Source organism: Sinomonas soli (genome assembly GCF_054782415.1).
This window is the reverse complement of record NZ_BAAGSN010000003.1, coordinates 53568-69741: the sequence shown is the minus strand read 5'-3', so window position 1 is coordinate 69741 and position 16174 is coordinate 53568. Positions and strand designations below refer to the sequence as shown.

The window sequence follows — 16174 nt, the reverse complement described above, 5'->3', positions numbered from 1 at the left end:
GTTCTCACCCCGGCGTGTCGGAGTCCCGGAGCGCGGACGCGTCTGCGGCGAGCGGTGCCCCGGCCAGCACGGCCCCTGCCACGGTGGCCGCGCCGTCCGGCGTCATGACGATCGTGTAGTGGTTCGTCCCCGGCACGTCGCGCACGTCGATCGCGGGGTGCTCCTGCCGCACGCGGTCCATCACCTCGGCCGGGTAGAGGGGCGGAAGCTTGCCGAGCAGGCCGCGCTCGGCCCGCAGCAGGAGCGTGGGCACCCGGAGCCGGTCGAGGGCGCCCAGGAGCGACTCCCCGCCGTACAGATCGGCGTTGTCGTCGGCGAGGGCGGCCAGGGCGGTGGCGGGGCGCAGGCGGGGCGCGGCGCCGTCGAGGTCGTAGCGGATGTAGTCCTCGAACTCAGGCGTCCAGGCCCCCGTGAACGCCGGATGCGGCCCCCAGTAGTCGAGGTAGGACTCGGGGCTCGCGAACTCCATCCGCAGGCGCTCGGCGGCGGGTCCGAGCAGGGCCTGGAGCGCCTCTTCCGGGCTCATGCCGGGCGGCGGCGCGAGCGGGATGCCGCCGTCCACGAGCACGAGCCGCTCGACGAGCTCGGCGTGCCGGTCCGCGAGGACGAGGGACGCGAACGCGCCCATCGAGTGGCCCACGACGACGGCGGGGCGGTCCGCGTCCGCTCCCGCCGCGCGCAGCACGGCGGCGAGGTCGTCGGCGTGCTGCGCCATGCCGTAGGGGCCCGGCAGCGCGTTGCTGCGGCCCCGTCCGCGCAGGTCCGGGGCCACCACCCGGGCGACGCCGAGGGCGGAACCCGGGCCGCCGGCGTCGTCCGCGGAGCCCCCCGGCCACTCCGCCGGGGGTGCGAGCAGCGTGCGGGCCACGAACGGCCAGGCGAGGTGGGAGGAGGTGACCCCGTGGACGGCGAGGACCGTCTGTCCCCCCTCGCGGCCCCTCCGGGACCACTCTCCGGCGCGCAGCGCACCGCCGCGCACCTCCACGTCGAAGGTGCGGTAGTCCAGGGTCTCACTCATGCGAGCCGTCCTCTCTCGGTCTGTCTGCTGGTGCCGGCGCGGGGGCCAGTCCGCGCTGGATGATGCCCATGAGCTCGTCGAGCACCCGGTCCGGGATCTCCACGCGGGAACCGTCGGCCCCGCGGTCCTCGGCCTCCCACAAGATGTAGCGCATCCCGAAGAGCTCGCCCATACCCATGAGGGCCCAGGCCGCCACCTCGGGGTCCATGGGCCGGACCTCGCCCGCCTCCTGGGCGGCGGCGAGGCCGTGGACGTAGCTGCGAACGATCTTCTCGTAGTGGCGCCGCTGGGCCGCGGGCGAGACGAACTCGGCCTGCCGGATGATTCGGTACAGGGCCGGATGCTCCGCCGTGAAGCGGAAGAACGCCCGGAACCCGGCCCGTTCCGCCTCCAGGCGCGTCCCGGCCGCGCGGGCCGCCTCGGTCATCGCGTGCCGGACGCGGGCGTTGAGGTCGTCCACGACTTCGTCGAAGATCTCCTGCTTGCCCGCGAAGTAGAGGTAGAAGGTCCCGAGGCCGATCCCCGCCTGCTCGGTGATCTTCACGATCGAGGCGTCGTGGTAGCCGGCGGAGGCGAAGACGTCCTCGGCGGCGGCGAGCAGCCTGGTCCTGGTCCTCGTGCCGCGGGCGGTGCGGGGCTGGGCGCTCATGCCCGCTCCCCCGTCGCGGACCCGGCGCAGCGCTCGGCCCCGGCCCGCAGCCTGGCCCTCGCGACCTTGTGCAGGCCCGTGCGCGGCACCTCGTCGACGAATTCGATGGTGCGGGGAACCTTGAAGTGCGCGAGGACGCCGCGGAGGTGCTCCGTGAGCTCCTGGGCGTCGGTGGCCGCGCCGTGGCGGGCGACGACGAAGGCCAGGCCCGTCTCTCCCCAGCGTTCGTCCGGGGTGCCGACGACCGCGGCGTCCGCCACCGCGGGGTGCGCGAGCAGGGCCTGTTCGACCTCGGAGGGCGAGACGTTCTCCCCGCCCGAGATGTAGATGTCCTTGAGCCGGTCGACGACGCGGAGGAACCCGTCGGCGTCCCGCTCGACGACGTCTCCGGTGCGCAGCCAGCCGTCCACGAGGACCTCGGCGGTCGCGGCGGGGTCGTCGAGGTAGCCGGCGAACACGCCGGGGCCGCGGACCCACAGCTCGCCGCGTCCCTCGCCCTCGAGCTCCTGGCCGGTGGCGGGGTCCGCGACCGCGATCTCGACGTGCGGGTACGGGGTCCCCGCGGACCCGACGCGGCGCAGCGCCTCCTCGGGAGCCAGGCACAGCACGTTGGGGCCTGCCTCGGTGAGCCCGTAGCCCTGCGTGAGGGCGACGCCGCGGGCGTGCCACGTGCGCAGCAGCGGCGCCGGCATGGGTGCGCCGCCGACCACGGCGCGGTCCAGGCTCGTCAGGTCGGTGCGGGCGAAGCCGGGGTGCTGGGACAGCATGAGGTAGTGGGCCGGGACGCCCATCATGGTGGTGACCCTGCGCTGGGCGATGAGCTGCAGGACGCGGCCGGCATCGAAGCCGCGCTCGAGGACCACCGTCGCCCCGGTCCACCAGGCCAGGAGGGCGTGGATGTTCCAGCCGCCCACGTGGAACTGCGGCATGATGCACAGCACCACGTCGTCGCGGCCGACCTCCACCGTGCGCGAGAACGAGAGGTTGGTCCAGAAGCAGTTCGCGTGGGTCAGGACGGCGGCCTTGGCGCGCCCCCCGGAGGTCCCGGAGGTGAACACCGCGAGCAGCGGGTCGTCGTCGTCCACTCCGCGCCGCGGCACCGGGTCCCCCGCCCGCGGCAGACCGCGCTCGATCCCCTCGCGGCCGGGCCGCGCGGTCCGCGGCGGCTCGGCCAGGAGCGCGGTCGCGGCGGCGCCGAGTGCCGCATGCTCCGCCTCGATGACCAGGAGCGCGGGTGCGCACACGGCGAGCTGCTCGGCGAGCTCGGCCGGGGCGAGCCGCCAGGACAGCGGGACGAGCGTGAGCCCCGCCTTCGCGCAGGCGAAGAAGACCACGACATGGTCGGCGCTGTTGCCCGTGAGGGTAGCGATCCGCTGCCCCGGGGCGTACCCGGCGTCTGCGAGGGCCTCGGCGAGCGCGGCGGCGCGCTGCTCGAGCTCGCGGTACGTGAGGGTCACGCCGCGGTCGTCGACCGCGATGCGCTCCGGGGTGCTCCGTGCGCGGTCGGCCGTCCACCGTCCGAGGGTGTGCAGCCCGTCGGCGCCCTGTGCTCTCATGCGTCCTCCAGTACTCGGTCGAGCCGTTCCTCCGGCTCGGGCGCGCGTGCGGCACCGCGGCGGCGCGGCCGCAGCCTCGCGGCAGCGCCGGCGAGGCCGCCCGGAAGGAACACCACCACGAGGATGAACAGCGTACCGAGGATGAACAGGGGCTCGGACAGCGGGATCCGCAGCACGGGGGGCAGCTCCTTGATGGCCGGCGACGCCGCGAGCGCGGCGAGCCGCTGGTCGAGCAGCGTGTAGAGCACGCCCCCGACCACCGCGCCCCAGCGCGACCCGACGCCGCCGAGCACCACCATGACCAGGAGGGTGATGGTGAAGTCCGAGGAGACCGAGCTCGGCACGGCACCCGACTGCAGGAGCAGGAAGACCATGCCGGCCACCGCGGCCAGCGCCCCGCCGACGGTGAAGACGATCAGCTTCGGAGCGAAGGGGGCCAGCCCCAGCACCCGTGCCCTGAGCTCGTTCTCCCGGACGGCCTCGGCCACATGGCCGGCCCGGCTGGACTGGATCCAGAGCACGACCGCGTAGACCGCCACGAGCGCCGCGAGCGCGAGCCAGTAGAGGTTGCGCGTGTTGACCACGCCCACGAGGGCGTCCGGCAGGTGCTCAGCGGACAGGCTCAGCCCCTCGTCGCCGCCGGTGGCCCCGCCCGGATTGCGGCGCACGAGCACCGAGCCCGCCTGGGCGAAGGCGAGCGTCACCATCGCGAACGGGATGCCCCCGACCCGCAGGCTGATGCTCCCCACAGCGAGGGCGAGGGCGGTGGCCAGCACGAGGGCCAGCAGCGCCGCGGGGACCAGGGGCAGCCCGAGGTGGCCGAGGATGACGGCGAGGCCGTACACCCCGGCGCCGAAGGAGAGGGCGTGGCCGAACGAGAGCAGCCCCGCCGCGCCCAGCAGGAGGTGGTAGCTCAAGGCCGCCGCCATCGCGAAGCACAGGGCGAGCAGCTGCAGCGACCCCGGGGTGTAGGTGGGGCCCGGCAGGACGCCCGGGAGGTCGATCGCGAAGAGCGGCAGCAGGGCCAGGACCGCGACCGTGGCGGCGCCGCCGGCGACCCGTCCCCAGGGCGCGGCGCCGCGGCGGACACGGTGCCGATGTTCCGCCCGGGCCGTCATGCCGCCGCCCCGAGGAGGCCGCGGGGGCGGACGAGCAGCACCACGGCGAGAGCGAGGACGACCACGAAATCACCGATCCCGAAGTAGAAGTTGGCGAACTGCTGGAGCACAGCGACCCCGACCGAGGCAATCGCGGCGCCGGTGAGGGAACCCAGCCCCCCGATCACGGTGACGATGAACGCGAAGATGAGCAGCGAACCGCCCAGCAGGGGCGAGACGTAGCCGAAGTAGTGGCTCGCGAGCACGCCGCCCAGGCCCGCGGCGGCGCCGCCGATCGCGAAGACGAGCGTGAACGCCTTCCGCACGTCGATGCCGAGCGCCGTCACCATGGCCCGGTTCTCCACGCCGGCGCGGATGATGAGGCCGTACCGGGTGCGCCGGAGGAAGACCGCGAGGCCCGCGAGGACGAGCGCGGCACAGGCGATCGCCACGAACCTGTCGTTGGGGACCTTGGCGCCGAGGATGTCGGTCGTGTCCTTGAACCAGGCCGGGCCGCCGATGTAGACGGCGTCGGTGCCCCAGATCCCGTCGAACAGCGCCACCGTTGCCAACGAGAGCCCCACGGTGACGAGCACCTGCTCGATATGCCGCAGGTACAGCGGGCGGATGAGCGCGAGCTCGGTGACCGCGGCGACGGCCGCCCCCGCGGCCGCGCCCACCACGAGCGAGAGCAGGAAGGACCCCCACGAGTCCGCGCCGAGCCGGCGCGCGGCCTCCCAGCCGAGGAAGGCCCCGAGCGTGAGGAAGGACCCGTGCGCGAAGTTCAGCACGCCCATGAGCCCGTAGATGAGGGACAGGCCCGAGGCCACGAGGAAGTAGAGGGCCCCCAGGCCCAGGCCGGTGACGAGCAGGAGGATGACGGTGCTCATCGGGCGGTCTCCTTGGCATCCCCGCCGACGCCGAGCAGGCGGCGCGTGAGCGGTTCGTCGTCGAGCAGGTCCCGGGCATCGTCGCTGCGGTGCACGACGCGCCCTCCCGAGAGCACGATGGCGCCGGCGGCGAGCCTGCGGACCACCGCGAGGTTCTGCTCGACGAGCAGGATCGGGACCTCCCGGGCGGCGGCCTCGAGCGCCACGGCCACCTCCTGGACGACCTTCGGCGCGAGGCCCTTGGTCGGCTCGTCCACGAGCAGGATCCGGTTCTCGTTCAGCAGCGCCCGAGCGAGGGAGACCATCTGCTGCTGGCCGCCCGAGAGCGTCCCGGCCGCCTGGTGGGCCCGGCGGACGAGGTCGGGGAACAGGTCCGCGACCAGATCCCGGCGCTCCTTCGAGCCGCGCCCGCGGACCGAGAGCTGCAGGTTCTCCTGGACGGTGAGCTTGGAGAAGACCTCGCGGTCCTCCGGCACGTAGCCCACGCCCCGCTGGACGATCCGGTGGGTCGGCTCCCCGTCGATCCGCTCGCCGGCCAGGGTGACCCGTCCGCGGCGCCCGATCAGGCCGAGGACCGCCTTGATGGTGCTCGTCTTGCCCACGCCGTTGCGGCCGAGCAGTGCCGTCACGCCGCGGTCGGGCACGTCGAACCCGACGTCCTCGACCACCTGCTGGCCGCCCACATGGGCCGAGAGCCCCTCGATCGCCAGGACCGCGGTCATACGGGCTCCCCCAGGTACGCGGCCTGCACGGTGTCGTCGGCCATGACGGCCTCCGGGGTGCCGATGGCCAGGAGCCGCCCGTGGTGCATGACGGCGACACGGTCCACGAGCCCGAGGACTACCTCCATGTGGTGCTCGACCATGAGCACCGTGGTCCCGCGGTCCCGGTGGAGGCCGCGGATCACCTCGGTCAGCGCGCCCACGTCGCCCGAGCCGACGCCCGCCATGGGCTCGTCGAGCAGGACCACGCTCGGGTCGGTCGCGAGCATCATCGCGATCTCCACCTTCCTCTTGTCTCCATGGGAGAGGTCCTGCGCCCGCAGCCCCTCCTTGTCGGCGAGCCCCACCTCAGCGAGCCGCTCGCGCGCGCGGCGGGTGGCGGCGTCGTGCGTCCGCGGGAAGGCGAGGACCGAGAGCGAGCCGCCGAGCCGCGCCTGGGCGGCGAGGCGGACGTTCTCGAGCACGGTGAGCGCCCCGAACAGGCTGGAGGTCTGGAACGTCCGTCCCAGCCCCGCCTTGGCCCGCCGGTGCACCGTCAGGCCGGTGACGTCCCGGCCGTCCAGGAGCACGCGGCCCGCGGTGGGCCTGGCCAGGCCCGAGAGGACGTTGAAGAGGGTGGTCTTGCCCGCGCCGTTGGGGCCGATCACCCCGAGCATCTCTCCCCGGGCGACGGCGAAGCCGACCTCGGCGAGGATGCTCGCGCCGCCGATCGCGAGCCCGAGGCCCTCCACCGCGAGGGCGGGACGCCCCGGGCCCGCTGCCACGCCGGTCAGCCCTTCTTCTCGGCCGGGGCCACGGCGTCGGCCGGGACCGCCTTGACCAGCTGCGGGGCCCAGGCGCCGTCCTTCTGGACGAGCTTGGCCTGGTACATCGGCTGGACGAGCACGTGGTCCGAGGCCCGCACGCTCTCCTTGCCCTTGGGCCCGTCGAACGAGTAGCCCTCGAGGCCCTTGACCATGTCGTCCACCGACGCGCCGGACTTCACGGCCTGGACGATCATCTGGCCGGCCACGAAGCCGTCCGGGGTGAACAGGTCCGGCTTGGCACCGGCGGCCTCGACGTCCTTGACCATCTCCTGCTCGACGGCGTTGTTGCCGCCAGCGCCCGGGAAGTAGTGGCTGAGGAAGCTGATCTTGCCGCTCGCGGCGCCATAGGCCGAGAAGGTCGAGGCGTCGCCCAGACCGGTGACCACGGGGGCGGCGTCGAACACGCCCTGCTGCGTGAGCGACTGCCACATCGCCCCGCTCGTGGCGCCGGCCCACGCGACGAACGTCATGGCGGGCTTGGCGTCGATGATCTGGCGCGCGAACGGGGTGAACTCGGTGGCGTCCTCGGGGACCAGGACCTGCTGCACGGTGGCTCCCTTGGCGCCCAGGACGGCCTTGACGGCCGCGACGTTGCCCTGCCCGAAGGCGTTGTTCTGGGCGAACACCACGATCTTCTTGCCCTGGAGGTTGTCCACGAAGGTGCCGGCCGTGGCGACGTCCTGGAGCGACTGCCGCCCGGAGCGGAACGTGTACTTGTTGACGCCCTGGAGCGCGTCGGTGGCGGCCGGCCCCGAGATGTAGAGGACCTTGTTCTGCTCGGCCTGCTGGGCCAGCTTGAGGGCGACGCCCGAGACGACTGTGCCGGCGAGGATCTTGTAGTCCTTGCCGATGAGGTCCTTGGCCTCGGCGACGGCCTTGTCCGGATCGCCCCCGTCGTCCTGATAGGTCAGGTTCAGGGTCGCATTGCCGACCTTGCCGGTGCCGCCGGTCGCGTACTTGATCCCGGCCTGGAGGCCCTGGTAGTAGGCCGCGCCGTAGGCGGCGAGCGGGCCCGTCTTGGAGTAGACGATGCCGACGTTGACCGTGCGGGCCGAGTCCGAGCCGCCCCCGGCGGCGCTGGAGCTGCTCGGGGCGCAGCCGGTCGCGGCGAGGCCTGTGGCCAGGGAGGCGGTGAGGAGGAACTTCGTCGTTGCCTTCACGCGGGTGCCTTTCGTGCGGGTGGTTCGGAGGGTTCCGGCGGACTGGCCGGTTCAACATGAAAGGTGATTCAGGTTACGGAAAACGTACGACGGCGAGGGGGCGCCGTCAAGGGCCCCTCCCCTTCCGCCGAGGTCACCCCCGCGGGAGCGCACCAAAAAGGCCCGGAGCCTCCGTGAGGAGGCTCCGGGCCCGGGGAGCTCGGCGTCGCTCTAGCTCTCGGCGTGCTGCCGCTGCCCGGCGCGCCAGCGGATGCCGGCATCGATGAAGTCGTCGATGTCGCCGTCGAGGACTGCGGCCGTGTTCCCGACCTCGTGGTCGGTGCGCAGGTCCTTGACCATCTGGTACGGATTGAGCACGTAGGAGCGCATCTGGTCGCCCCAGGACGCCTTGACATCGCCCGCGAGCGCCTTCTTCTCGGCGTCCTCCTGCTCCTTCTTCAGCAGCAGGAGCCGAGACTGCAGGACGCGCATGGCGGCGGCACGGTTCTGGATCTGGGACTTCTCGTTCTGCATCGAGACGACCAGACCGCTCGGGATGTGCGTGAGGCGCACGGCGGAGTCAGTGGTGTTGACCGACTGGCCGCCCGGACCCGAGGACCTGAAGACGTCGACGCGGATCTCGTTGTCGGGGATGTCGATGTGGTCGGTCTGCTCGATGAGCGGGATCACCTCGACGGCCGCGAAGGACGTCTGGCGGCGCCCCTGGTTGTCGAACGGGCTGATCCTCACGAGACGGTGCGTGCCGGCCTCGACGGAGAGCGTGCCGTAGGCGTACGGGGCGTTGACCTCGAAGGTCGCGGATTTCAGGCCCGCCTCCTCCGCGTAGGAGGTGTCCATGACCTTGGTCGAGTAGCCGCGCCGCTCCGCCCAGCGGAGGTACATGCGCATGAGCATCTCGGCGAAGTCGGCGGCGTCGACGCCGCCGGCTCCGGCGCGGATCGTCACGACGGCCTCGCGCTCGTCATACTCGCCGTTGAGGAGCGTGACGACCTCGAGTTCCTCGAGGGCCTTGGTGATCGAGCCGAGTTCCTTCGACGCCTCGGCGAGCGCGTCGTCGTCGCCCTCTTCCTTGGCGAGCTCCACGAGGACCTCGAGGTCGTCGATCCGCTCCCCGAGCTTCTCGACCCGCTCGAGCTCCGACTGCCGGTGGGACAGCCGGGACGTGACCTGCTGGGCCTTCGAGGGGTCGTCCCACAGGTCGGGGGCGCCGGCGGCCTCGCTCAGCTCGGCGATCTCGGCCCGCAGCGAGGCGACGTCCGTGACCTGCTCGATGGAGGAGTGGGTGGCGCGGAGGGCGCGGATCTCTGCGGGGAAGTCGATGTCAGCCATATCCATCCAAGATTACGCCATGGCCGCGGCGCGGCCGCGCGCCCGCTCAGTAGCCGGGGGCGGCGGGCATCAGGAAGTACTGCTCGAGGGTCGGCACGCCCCAGGAGCGCATCTGGGCGGCGGCGTTGGTTCCCACGTACCTCAGGTGCCAGGGCTCGAAGGTGTACCCGGTGATCCCCTGGAAGCCGTCGGGATAGCGCACGATGAACCCGTACTTCCAGGCGTTGGCCGCCGCGAACCTCCCGGCGGGGGTGTCACGGAAGCACGCCTGGAGGCCGCAGGGGGCGCCCGGGTTCCCGATGTCCATGGCGAGCCCGGTCTGGTGCTCGCTGAACCCGGGGCGGGCGGAGATCGTGTCGGCGTAGGCCTGACCGTAGCGGGCCACGTAGGAGGCGTAGAGCGCCGCCTGGTCGCTGTAGGAGCGGTACCCGCTGACGGTGGTGATGGAAACCCCTGCTGCGGCTGCGTCGCCGATCATCCGGCGGAGCGCGCCTGCCGCGTCTGCGCGCATCTGCTGGGTGCCGACCCAGACCAGGGAGGGCGGGGCGTACGCGAGCGGGCTCAGCGGCCGCCTCTTGTTCACGGCGACGAGCGGATTCCAGTCCCAGAGGCGGTAGGACATCGGCGCCGTGGGATTCCACGTGATCTGGCCGCCCCAGAAGCTCTGCGTGCACGTGCCCGCGCAGGCCTCGGCCGAGGTCGGATAGCCGAAGGGCCCGTTCTCCCACCCGTACGACGCCCAGTACGCCCCGATCGCACCCCACACCGGGTTGGTTCCGGAGGCCGGCGACCAGTACACCTTGCCGCCCTGGAAGTCCTGGTAGCAGCCGCCCCCGCGCAGGCCGCAGTGCTCGCCCCCGAGGGCATAGCCGAGGCGCCCGGTCTCCCACCCCAGCGACGCATAGCGCTGCAGGATCGCGCCCCACACAGGGTTGGCCCCCGACGCGGGAGACCAGTAGACCTTTCCGCCCTGGAAGTCCTGGTAGCAGCCCCCGCCCCGCAGGCCGCAGTGCTCCTCGCCCAGCGGGTACCCGAGCTGGCCGGCCTCCCAGCCCAGCCCCGCCCATCTGGCCTCGATGCCTCCCCAGGTCGCGTGGGCTCCGCTCGGGCGCGAGTAGTGGATGCTGCCGCCCTGGTAGTGCCGGACGCACCCGTCGTCCCTGAGCACACAGCGTCCGGCGTCGGTGGGGCTGCCCAGGCGCCCTGCGCTCCCGCCGAGCCGCTGGTAGGCGGCGTTGATCGCTCCGCCGTCGTCGAGTGCGCTCGCCGGCGAGGCCCCCATCCCACCGGCGAGGAGCACCGCGGCGAGGATCGCCGCGCATCTGCGGAGCAAGGTTGTCATGACGTCCCCTGATCTCGGGCCGGCTGGCGCGGTCCGCTCGTCATCTTTCCGCATCGTAGGGCTGGCCCTGGTGGCCTACAAGGGGCCAGCGGCCCGATCGGCGTCACCTCAGGAGCTTCGCCCTCGCGCTGGAGGTCGCCTCGATGGGCACGCCGTCCGGAAGGATGAAGTTGACCACCGGGATCCGGGCGACGGCGGTCAGGGTCACGGTGGCGGTGCGTCCGTCCGGGCTGCCCGTCGCGGCCGCCACGGACAGGGCTTCAAACCGGGCCGCGGAGCCGTCGCGGGCGAGGTACGTCGCCACGACGCCCCGCACGCGCTCCGGCGCGAGGACCGCGGCGGGGGGCCCGTCGCCGGTGGCGGCCTCGTCCAGGGTGAAGCTGTCAGCGGCGGCCACCGCGGCGCCGTCGGCCGCGGAGAGCAGCTTCTTGAACTCGATGTGCACCGCGGAGACGGCCATCACGGTGGTCGCCACGAGGAGGCACAGCACGGTGAACCCGATCGCCAGCACCGTCAGCTGGCCGGATTCGTCCGCGGCACGGCCGTGCCGTACAGGGCGCATGACGGCGCCCGCCCAGCCGGTCATCGGAACCTCCCCACGATCTGCGTGGCCGAGGCATCGATCCGCCCGACGGTCAGTCCGAACGCCGAGGTCACCGGGCTGAACGGCAGGGGGACCTCGACGTGCACGGACGCGCGGACCACGGCACCGGCCTGAAGGCACGGCTCCCGGTCGCAGGCGACCTCGAGGCGGCTGGTCTGCTCGGCGAGCCCGAAGTCCGCCAGAGCCACCCGCACCGACACCGCAGCCGCTGCGTGGGCCGATGACTCATCCGCTGCCCGGGCGAAGGTCTTGGCGGCGTGGTCCGCCGCCGCGGCCGCCGCGAACGAGGCCCCCTGGAGCGCCGCGACGGTGAGGACGAAGTAGACCACCGGGACGAGCAGGAGCACACCGAGGAAGACGAACTCGACGACGGCGCTCCCGCCCTCCCCGCGGGCGTCTCCCCGAATCCGCCGGACCCAGTCACTGCAGCGGCGCATGGCCCGCGACCTCCATCGTCCCGGCGGGCCCCATGAGGCCGACGACGGGGATCGGGGCGACCACGCGCACCTCGAGGGTCCCCACGCCGGAGGTCTCGGACTGTCCGACCGTGATGCGCGCCGCGTACTGGGCCCCGACCGCCCCGGTGATGAGGTCGGCGGTGCGCTGCCGGGCGTCCGCGGGCGTCCGGTCGGCGAGCGTCCCGTACCGGGCGCCGGAGGCTGCGGCGTCGATGAGCACATTCCGCACGTGGAGGACGAGGGCAAGCTGGACGACGGCGAGCGCCAGCGCCGTCAGCAGTCCTCCGACCATGACGAAGTCCGCCACGGCGGAACCGCGCTCGTCCCTCGCGCCGTCGTGCAGACGCGGGCCCATCGCTACTTGCTGACCCGGCTGATGGCTTGGTTGAACAGGCCCTCGAGGGCAGGTCCTGCCACGGCGAGGAGCCCCATGACGAGGACGGCCGACATGAGCGTGATCATGACCCAGCCGGGCACGTCGCCCCGCTCTCTGGGGCCCTGGGTCAGACGCTGCGTCAGCGTGGCGGCGAGCATCGAGAGCGCGATGCCGGCGCGCGTCAGGGTGGTCCTGCGGATGGTCGGTTTCATGTCGGTTCCCTCTCCCCCGATCGGGTGCTGCGTGAGTGTGATGAGTCGATGGTCAGAAGCCCAGGGTGATGGCGGCGACGCCGGGATAGACCGCGAAGACGACGGTCAGGGGAAGGACGCCGAAGACAAGGGGAACCATCATGCCGATCTCCTTCTTTCCGGCGGCTTCCATGAGCTCTCGTTTGGCCACATCGCGGACGTCCTGTGCCTGGGCCCGGAGGACGTCGGCGAGCGGCGTGCCACGTTCGATGGCGATCGCCAGGCCGTCGACGAAGCGCGAGATCGGCGCGAGGCCGAGGCGATCGCCCATGGCCTGCAGTGCCTCCACGAGCGGAGTCCCGGAGCGGGTGTCCGCCAGGACTGCCCTGAACTCGCGGGCCAGCTCCCCACGGGAGACCCGCGCTGTGCGGTCCAGTGCCCCGGCCGCCGTCTCCCCCCGCGCCGACGGCCAGGGCCATCATGTCGGCGACCGAGGGGAACTCCGCGAGGATGCGCTGCTTTCGTCTGCTGATGGCCAGGCCGAGCACGTAATCGCGCGCCATGAATCCGGCTCCCGTGGCCACAAGGACCATCAGGACCGCGAAGAGTGCATTGAGTCTCCCGGAGAACGCCGCCGCGACCGAACCGAGCGTTGCGAGCGCGAAGGCGGCTCCCGCCCAGAGGAGCTGCTCGGCCCTGAAGTCCACCGCATTCTTCCCTGAACCGGCCTGCGCGAGGCGTCGGGCCAGCGCGGCGTTCCCGAGGTTCAGCCGGCCGAGCGATCCCGCGGCATCGCGCAGGAGCGGGCGGAGGATCTGTTCGAGCGGTCCGAACGGAGTGATGTTCGCTTCGGCATCCTGCAGAAGGCGCGAACGCCGGTCTGCGGACCGCAGCTGGGGAGCGACCCGCTCAGTGAAGGTGGTCCGCCGCATCACGGGCAGCCGCACGAACGCCAGCCAGAGTCCTACCCCGCCGGTGGCGCCGGCGAGCACGGCCAGCGCCATAGTGCCGCTCATCGGAGCACCCGCTCTTCTTCGGGGAGCGCCGCGATGCGGAGCATGAGCCGGTAGCAGAACGCGGAGACCCCGAGTCCGACCAGGAGCACTGCGAGGCCGGTGGGCCGGGCGTAGGCGGCCATGGCCTCCGGCCTCGTGGACATCAGCAGGAGCACGATCCACGGCGCGGCCACGGCGAGGCGGGCGGCATTGACGGTCCAGGACTGGCGTGCCTCGAGCTCGCTGCGGGTCCGCGCGCTCTCCCTGAGGAACTCGGACAGGGTGCCCAGCAGCCGGCCCAGGTCAGAGCCGCCGACCTCGCGCGTGAGGCGAAGGGCCTCGACGATCCGGTCGGCGACCGGGTCCCCGAGCCGGTCCTTGAGCCGGTCGAGCGCGAGCCCGAAGCTTCCGCCGGAGCGGTAGTCCGCGGCGAAGTCGAGGAAGACGCCGCGCAGCGGTTCGGGACCCTTGTAGCCGAGCTGCATGAGCGATTCGGGGAGCGAGAGGCCAGCCCGGATTGCGGAGCGGAGGTGGTCCACGACGTCGGGCCAGAGCTCGCGCAGGACTGCGGAGCGGCGCTTCGCCTGCCAGCGGACGAGGGCCGCTGGCAGCCCCGCCGCGAAGAGCCCGAAGCACAGCGCAACGGGGGCGGCAGCGGTCACCACGAAGAACGCCAGTGCCACGAAACAGCCGAGTCCCGCGCTCGAGAAGACGAGTCCGGCGGGCGAGACCCGCTGGAGCCCCGCCTGCGCGATGAGCCGCCGGAGCCTGCCGGGCACCCGAGCCCCGGACGGCCGCACCGGCAGCGGCCAGAAGGACCACCAGACGAGGAAAAGGCCGATGCCGCCCGCGAGCCCCACCGCCGCCGCCATCAGGCGGCCTCCAGGAGCTGGAGCACGTCGATGCCCGCGCGCTCGAATTTCTCGGTGGGCGGCATTCCCGTGGGCCGGGGCCGCAGCGCGCCCTCCGCGTCGAGTGCGAAGACCGAGGAAGTCTCGATGATGCCGTCCTCGACGCGTTGCCCGACCGCGAGGATCTCGGTGACCTGGCGCCGCCCACTGGCGTGGCGGCTGCAGTGCACCACGAGGTCGATGCAGGCAGCGACGGTCGGCACGACGAACGACGAGGAGATGTTCGCCCCGGCAAGGAGCGGCAGGGTGCACAGCTTCGTGACCGCGGCGCTCGCCGAATTCGCGTGGACGGTGCACATCCCCGGCAGGCCCGAGTTGAGCTGTGCACCCTGCAGCCGTGCGGCCACAGGACGCATAGGACGTGCGTGAACGAACCAGTGACCCCTCCGCCAGCCAACCTCGCTGCGATCCGCGAACACGCAGCGCGTATCGCCGCTCAGGCACCTTCGCTGCAGCCTGCCACTGCCGCTCAGCTGGCCGACATCCTTGCACGGCACCTGACCTTAGAGGACGCAGCGTGAGACGACGAGGTTCCCAATCGGACGAACGGTCAGGATCAAGAACCGCTGCGATCTACGTCCGCATCTCCGACGACAAGGCAGGAGAATCGCTCGGAATCCAACGGCAAGAAGAAGACTGCCAGAAGCTGGCAGCTCAACTCGGCTATACAGAGATTCGCGTGTTCTCTGACAACGACGTCAGCGCCTTCAGCGGCAGGCGTCGTCCTGCCTACGAAGACATGCTCAGCCAGCTGGCGGATGGCCAGATCTGCGCGGTCATCTCATGGCACGGGGACCGACTGCATCGTTCTCCCCTGGAACTCGAAGCGTATATCGACGTGGTCGAGCGAAACAACATCGAAACGCACCTCGTAACTGGAGGACGTGTAGATCTGAGCACGCCAACTGGCCGGATGATCGCTCGCACAGTGGGCAACATGGCGCGCTACGAGTCCGAACACAAGGCGGAGCGGATTGAGCGAGCACACCGACAAGCTGCGGAGCAAGGCAGATGGCGAGGCGGCACCCGGCCCTTCGGCTACGCGGCAGACGCCATAACTTTGGACCCCGTCGAATGCGAACTCGTGCGGGACGCCTACCGCGCAGTGCTCGACGGGACTTCCCTTGGTGAAATCTGCCGACTCTGGAACGGCGCGGGCATCCGAACAACGACCGGACGGGCGTGGGGAATCCAGTCCCTCAAGCAGCTCCTTCTCCGCGAAAGGAACATTGGCCAGTCGCTCTACCGAGGAATCGCTGTCGCAACCGGGGTCTGGGACAGGCTCGTCGACGAAGCGACGTTCCGGCAAGTCCGCCTCATCCTTACCGACCCTTCCAGACGGCGGAGCCAAGACAACCGCAGCCGTTGGCTGCTCGCCGGGGTCGCGCAGTGCGGAGTGTGCGAGCTCGACGGTTTGGCGGTGACCGTCCGATCTGCCACGGCAACTAGCAGGGGTCGATCCTGGACCATCTACAGGTGTCGTGGCGGCCAGCACCTTGGCCGTCGGGCCGACGCAGTAGACGCTTTGGTCGAGGAGGCAGTCCTCGCGTACCTGGAACGTCCCGACACGGCCCGTACGCTTCTCGGTCACCTGCCTTCGGGCAGCTCAGAGCGAGGGGACAGTAGCCGTGAAGAGGACCTTCTGCGCCGCCTGGCCGACGCAAAGTCTCTGTGGATCGAAGGACTTATCGGGGCGGATGACCTCCGTGCCGTCAAAGCTGAGGTAGAGCGGAAACGCCAAGAACTGTCGGCTGCACTCGTCCCGCCCCGCGCACGCCCAGTTGTCGCGAAACTGAAAGAATCCCTCGACATTCGTGCGGCTTGGGGGGCACTCACAGTGGGCGAACGAAAGCAGCTCGTAGGCCTACTCATGGCGGTCACGATTCTGCCGGTGCCGACGAGCCGGCAGCGCCGATTCCATGAGGACCTCATCCGGATAGATTGGAGGGACCGTGGTGGCTCGTTCCCTGAAATCCAGGGATCGTAGATGCGTGCAGGTTTCGAACCAGCGACCCTCTGTTTACAGAAGGGAGGTCCCGCCGATCCCCGGACCGTCCCGAAACTGCCGCT

17 protein-coding genes and 1 pseudogene are annotated in these 16174 nt (G+C 71.6%); 1 reads left to right on the top strand and 17 read right to left on the bottom strand.

The annotated features are described in order from the left end of the window. Nucleotides 1-4: 4 nt before the first annotated feature. The 17 genes and pseudogenes from ACYVKZ_RS01490 to ACYVKZ_RS01410 all read right to left on the bottom strand — a co-directional run. Nucleotides 5-1018, bottom strand: a complete 1014-nt coding sequence (locus tag ACYVKZ_RS01490; protein WP_460990261.1) for an alpha/beta fold hydrolase — start codon at nucleotides 1016-1018, stop codon at nucleotides 5-7. After that, complete coding sequence (locus ACYVKZ_RS01485) at nucleotides 1011-1667, bottom strand: TetR/AcrR family transcriptional regulator (protein WP_460990260.1); 657 nt, start codon at nucleotides 1665-1667, stop codon at nucleotides 1011-1013. The genes ACYVKZ_RS01490 and ACYVKZ_RS01485 overlap by 8 nt, the downstream gene beginning before the upstream one ends. Beyond that, complete coding sequence (locus tag ACYVKZ_RS01480; RefSeq protein ID WP_460990259.1) at nucleotides 1664-3223, bottom strand: AMP-binding protein; 1560 nt, start codon at nucleotides 3221-3223, stop codon at nucleotides 1664-1666. Before ACYVKZ_RS01480 ends, ACYVKZ_RS01485 begins: the two co-directional genes overlap by 4 nt. Continuing rightward, entirely contained in the window at nucleotides 3220-4341 is a 1122-nt protein-coding gene (locus tag ACYVKZ_RS01475) for a branched-chain amino acid ABC transporter permease (protein ID WP_460990258.1), read from the bottom strand. Before ACYVKZ_RS01475 ends, ACYVKZ_RS01480 begins: the two co-directional genes overlap by 4 nt. After that, nucleotides 4338-5210 (bottom strand): branched-chain amino acid ABC transporter permease, encoded by an 873-nt coding sequence (locus ACYVKZ_RS01470; protein WP_460990257.1) that lies wholly within the window; start codon nucleotides 5208-5210, stop codon nucleotides 4338-4340. Before ACYVKZ_RS01470 ends, ACYVKZ_RS01475 begins: the two co-directional genes overlap by 4 nt. Beyond that, entirely contained in the window at nucleotides 5207-5932 is a 726-nt protein-coding gene (locus ACYVKZ_RS01465; protein ID WP_460990256.1) for an ABC transporter ATP-binding protein, read from the bottom strand. Before ACYVKZ_RS01465 ends, ACYVKZ_RS01470 begins: the two co-directional genes overlap by 4 nt. After that, the gene (locus ACYVKZ_RS01460) at nucleotides 5929-6696 is read right to left on the bottom strand and encodes an ABC transporter ATP-binding protein (RefSeq protein WP_460990255.1); all 768 of its coding nucleotides are present in this window, start codon (nucleotides 6694-6696) and stop codon (nucleotides 5929-5931) included. The genes ACYVKZ_RS01465 and ACYVKZ_RS01460 overlap by 4 nt, the downstream gene beginning before the upstream one ends. 5 nt (nucleotides 6697-6701) lie before the next feature. Then, entirely contained in the window at nucleotides 6702-7898 is a 1197-nt protein-coding gene (locus ACYVKZ_RS01455; RefSeq protein ID WP_460990254.1) for a substrate-binding domain-containing protein, read from the bottom strand. Between the two features lie 210 nt (nucleotides 7899-8108). Further along, entirely contained in the window at nucleotides 8109-9227 is a 1119-nt protein-coding gene (gene prfB, locus ACYVKZ_RS01450) for a peptide chain release factor 2 (protein ID WP_460990253.1), read from the bottom strand. Between the two features lie 46 nt (nucleotides 9228-9273). After that, nucleotides 9274-10569, bottom strand: coding sequence for a D-alanyl-D-alanine carboxypeptidase family protein (locus ACYVKZ_RS01445; protein ID WP_460990252.1), 1296 nt, complete (start codon nucleotides 10567-10569; stop codon nucleotides 9274-9276). A 103-nt stretch (nucleotides 10570-10672) separates the two neighbouring features. Further along, on the bottom strand, nucleotides 10673-11155 hold the full coding sequence (locus ACYVKZ_RS01440; protein WP_460990251.1) for a pilus assembly protein TadG-related protein: 483 nt from the start codon (nucleotides 11153-11155) through the stop codon (nucleotides 10673-10675). Further along, a complete protein-coding gene (locus tag ACYVKZ_RS01435) occupies nucleotides 11152-11610 on the bottom strand; it encodes a hypothetical protein (protein WP_460990250.1) in 459 nt (152 codons plus the stop codon). Before ACYVKZ_RS01435 ends, ACYVKZ_RS01440 begins: the two co-directional genes overlap by 4 nt. After that, complete coding sequence (locus tag ACYVKZ_RS01430; RefSeq protein ID WP_460990249.1) at nucleotides 11594-11986, bottom strand: TadE/TadG family type IV pilus assembly protein; 393 nt, start codon at nucleotides 11984-11986, stop codon at nucleotides 11594-11596. Before ACYVKZ_RS01430 ends, ACYVKZ_RS01435 begins: the two co-directional genes overlap by 17 nt. A gap of 2 nt (nucleotides 11987-11988) precedes the next feature. Further along, entirely contained in the window at nucleotides 11989-12219 is a 231-nt protein-coding gene (locus ACYVKZ_RS01425) for a hypothetical protein (protein WP_460990596.1), read from the bottom strand. A 52-nt stretch (nucleotides 12220-12271) separates the two neighbouring features. Further along, nucleotides 12272-12601, bottom strand: a complete 330-nt coding sequence (locus ACYVKZ_RS01420; RefSeq protein ID WP_460990572.1) for a type II secretion system F family protein — start codon at nucleotides 12599-12601, stop codon at nucleotides 12272-12274. Nucleotides 12602-13210: 609 nt separating this feature from the next. After that, a complete protein-coding gene (locus tag ACYVKZ_RS01415; RefSeq protein WP_460990248.1) occupies nucleotides 13211-14065 on the bottom strand; it encodes a type II secretion system F family protein in 855 nt (284 codons plus the stop codon). Next, nucleotides 14065-14466, bottom strand: a pseudogene (locus ACYVKZ_RS01410) (CpaF family protein); the annotation flags it as partial. The pseudogene ACYVKZ_RS01410 and the gene ACYVKZ_RS01415, both read right to left, overlap by 1 nt. On the opposite strand from ACYVKZ_RS01410, the gene ACYVKZ_RS01405 reads away from it, so the two are divergent. Beyond that, entirely contained in the window at nucleotides 14466-16091 is a 1626-nt protein-coding gene (locus tag ACYVKZ_RS01405) for a recombinase family protein (protein ID WP_460990247.1), read from the top strand. The pseudogene ACYVKZ_RS01410 and the gene ACYVKZ_RS01405 sit on opposite strands and share 1 nt — an antisense overlap. Nucleotides 16092-16174: the final 83 nt, after the last annotated feature.

Excerpts from the sequence above, each read along its gene's own strand:
- ACYVKZ_RS01475 (WP_460990258.1), bottom strand. The coding sequence starts at position 4,341 with ATGACGGCCCGGGCGGAACATCGGCACCGTGTCCGCCGCGGCGCCGCG.
- ACYVKZ_RS01425 (WP_460990596.1), bottom strand. The coding sequence starts at position 12,219 with ATGAAACCGACCATCCGCAGGACCACCCTGACGCGCGCCGGCATCGCG.
- ACYVKZ_RS01435 (WP_460990250.1), bottom strand. The coding sequence starts at position 11,610 with ATGCGCCGCTGCAGTGACTGGGTCCGGCGGATTCGGGGAGACGCCCGC.
- ACYVKZ_RS01490 (WP_460990261.1), bottom strand. The coding sequence starts at position 1,018 with ATGAGTGAGACCCTGGACTACCGCACCTTCGACGTGGAGGTGCGCGGC.
- ACYVKZ_RS01445 (WP_460990252.1), bottom strand. The coding sequence starts at position 10,569 with ATGACAACCTTGCTCCGCAGATGCGCGGCGATCCTCGCCGCGGTGCTC.
- prfB (WP_460990253.1), bottom strand. The coding sequence starts at position 9,227 with ATGGCTGACATCGACTTCCCCGCAGAGATCCGCGCCCTCCGCGCCACC.
- ACYVKZ_RS01485 (WP_460990260.1), bottom strand. The coding sequence starts at position 1,667 with ATGAGCGCCCAGCCCCGCACCGCCCGCGGCACGAGGACCAGGACCAGG.
- ACYVKZ_RS01470 (WP_460990257.1), bottom strand. The coding sequence starts at position 5,210 with ATGAGCACCGTCATCCTCCTGCTCGTCACCGGCCTGGGCCTGGGGGCC.
- ACYVKZ_RS01465 (WP_460990256.1), bottom strand. The coding sequence starts at position 5,932 with ATGACCGCGGTCCTGGCGATCGAGGGGCTCTCGGCCCATGTGGGCGGC.
- ACYVKZ_RS01440 (WP_460990251.1), bottom strand. The coding sequence starts at position 11,155 with ATGACCGGCTGGGCGGGCGCCGTCATGCGCCCTGTACGGCACGGCCGT.
- ACYVKZ_RS01430 (WP_460990249.1), bottom strand. The coding sequence starts at position 11,986 with ATGGGCCCGCGTCTGCACGACGGCGCGAGGGACGAGCGCGGTTCCGCC.
- ACYVKZ_RS01480 (WP_460990259.1), bottom strand. The coding sequence starts at position 3,223 with ATGAGAGCACAGGGCGCCGACGGGCTGCACACCCTCGGACGGTGGACG.
- ACYVKZ_RS01415 (WP_460990248.1), bottom strand. The coding sequence starts at position 14,065 with ATGGCGGCGGCGGTGGGGCTCGCGGGCGGCATCGGCCTTTTCCTCGTC.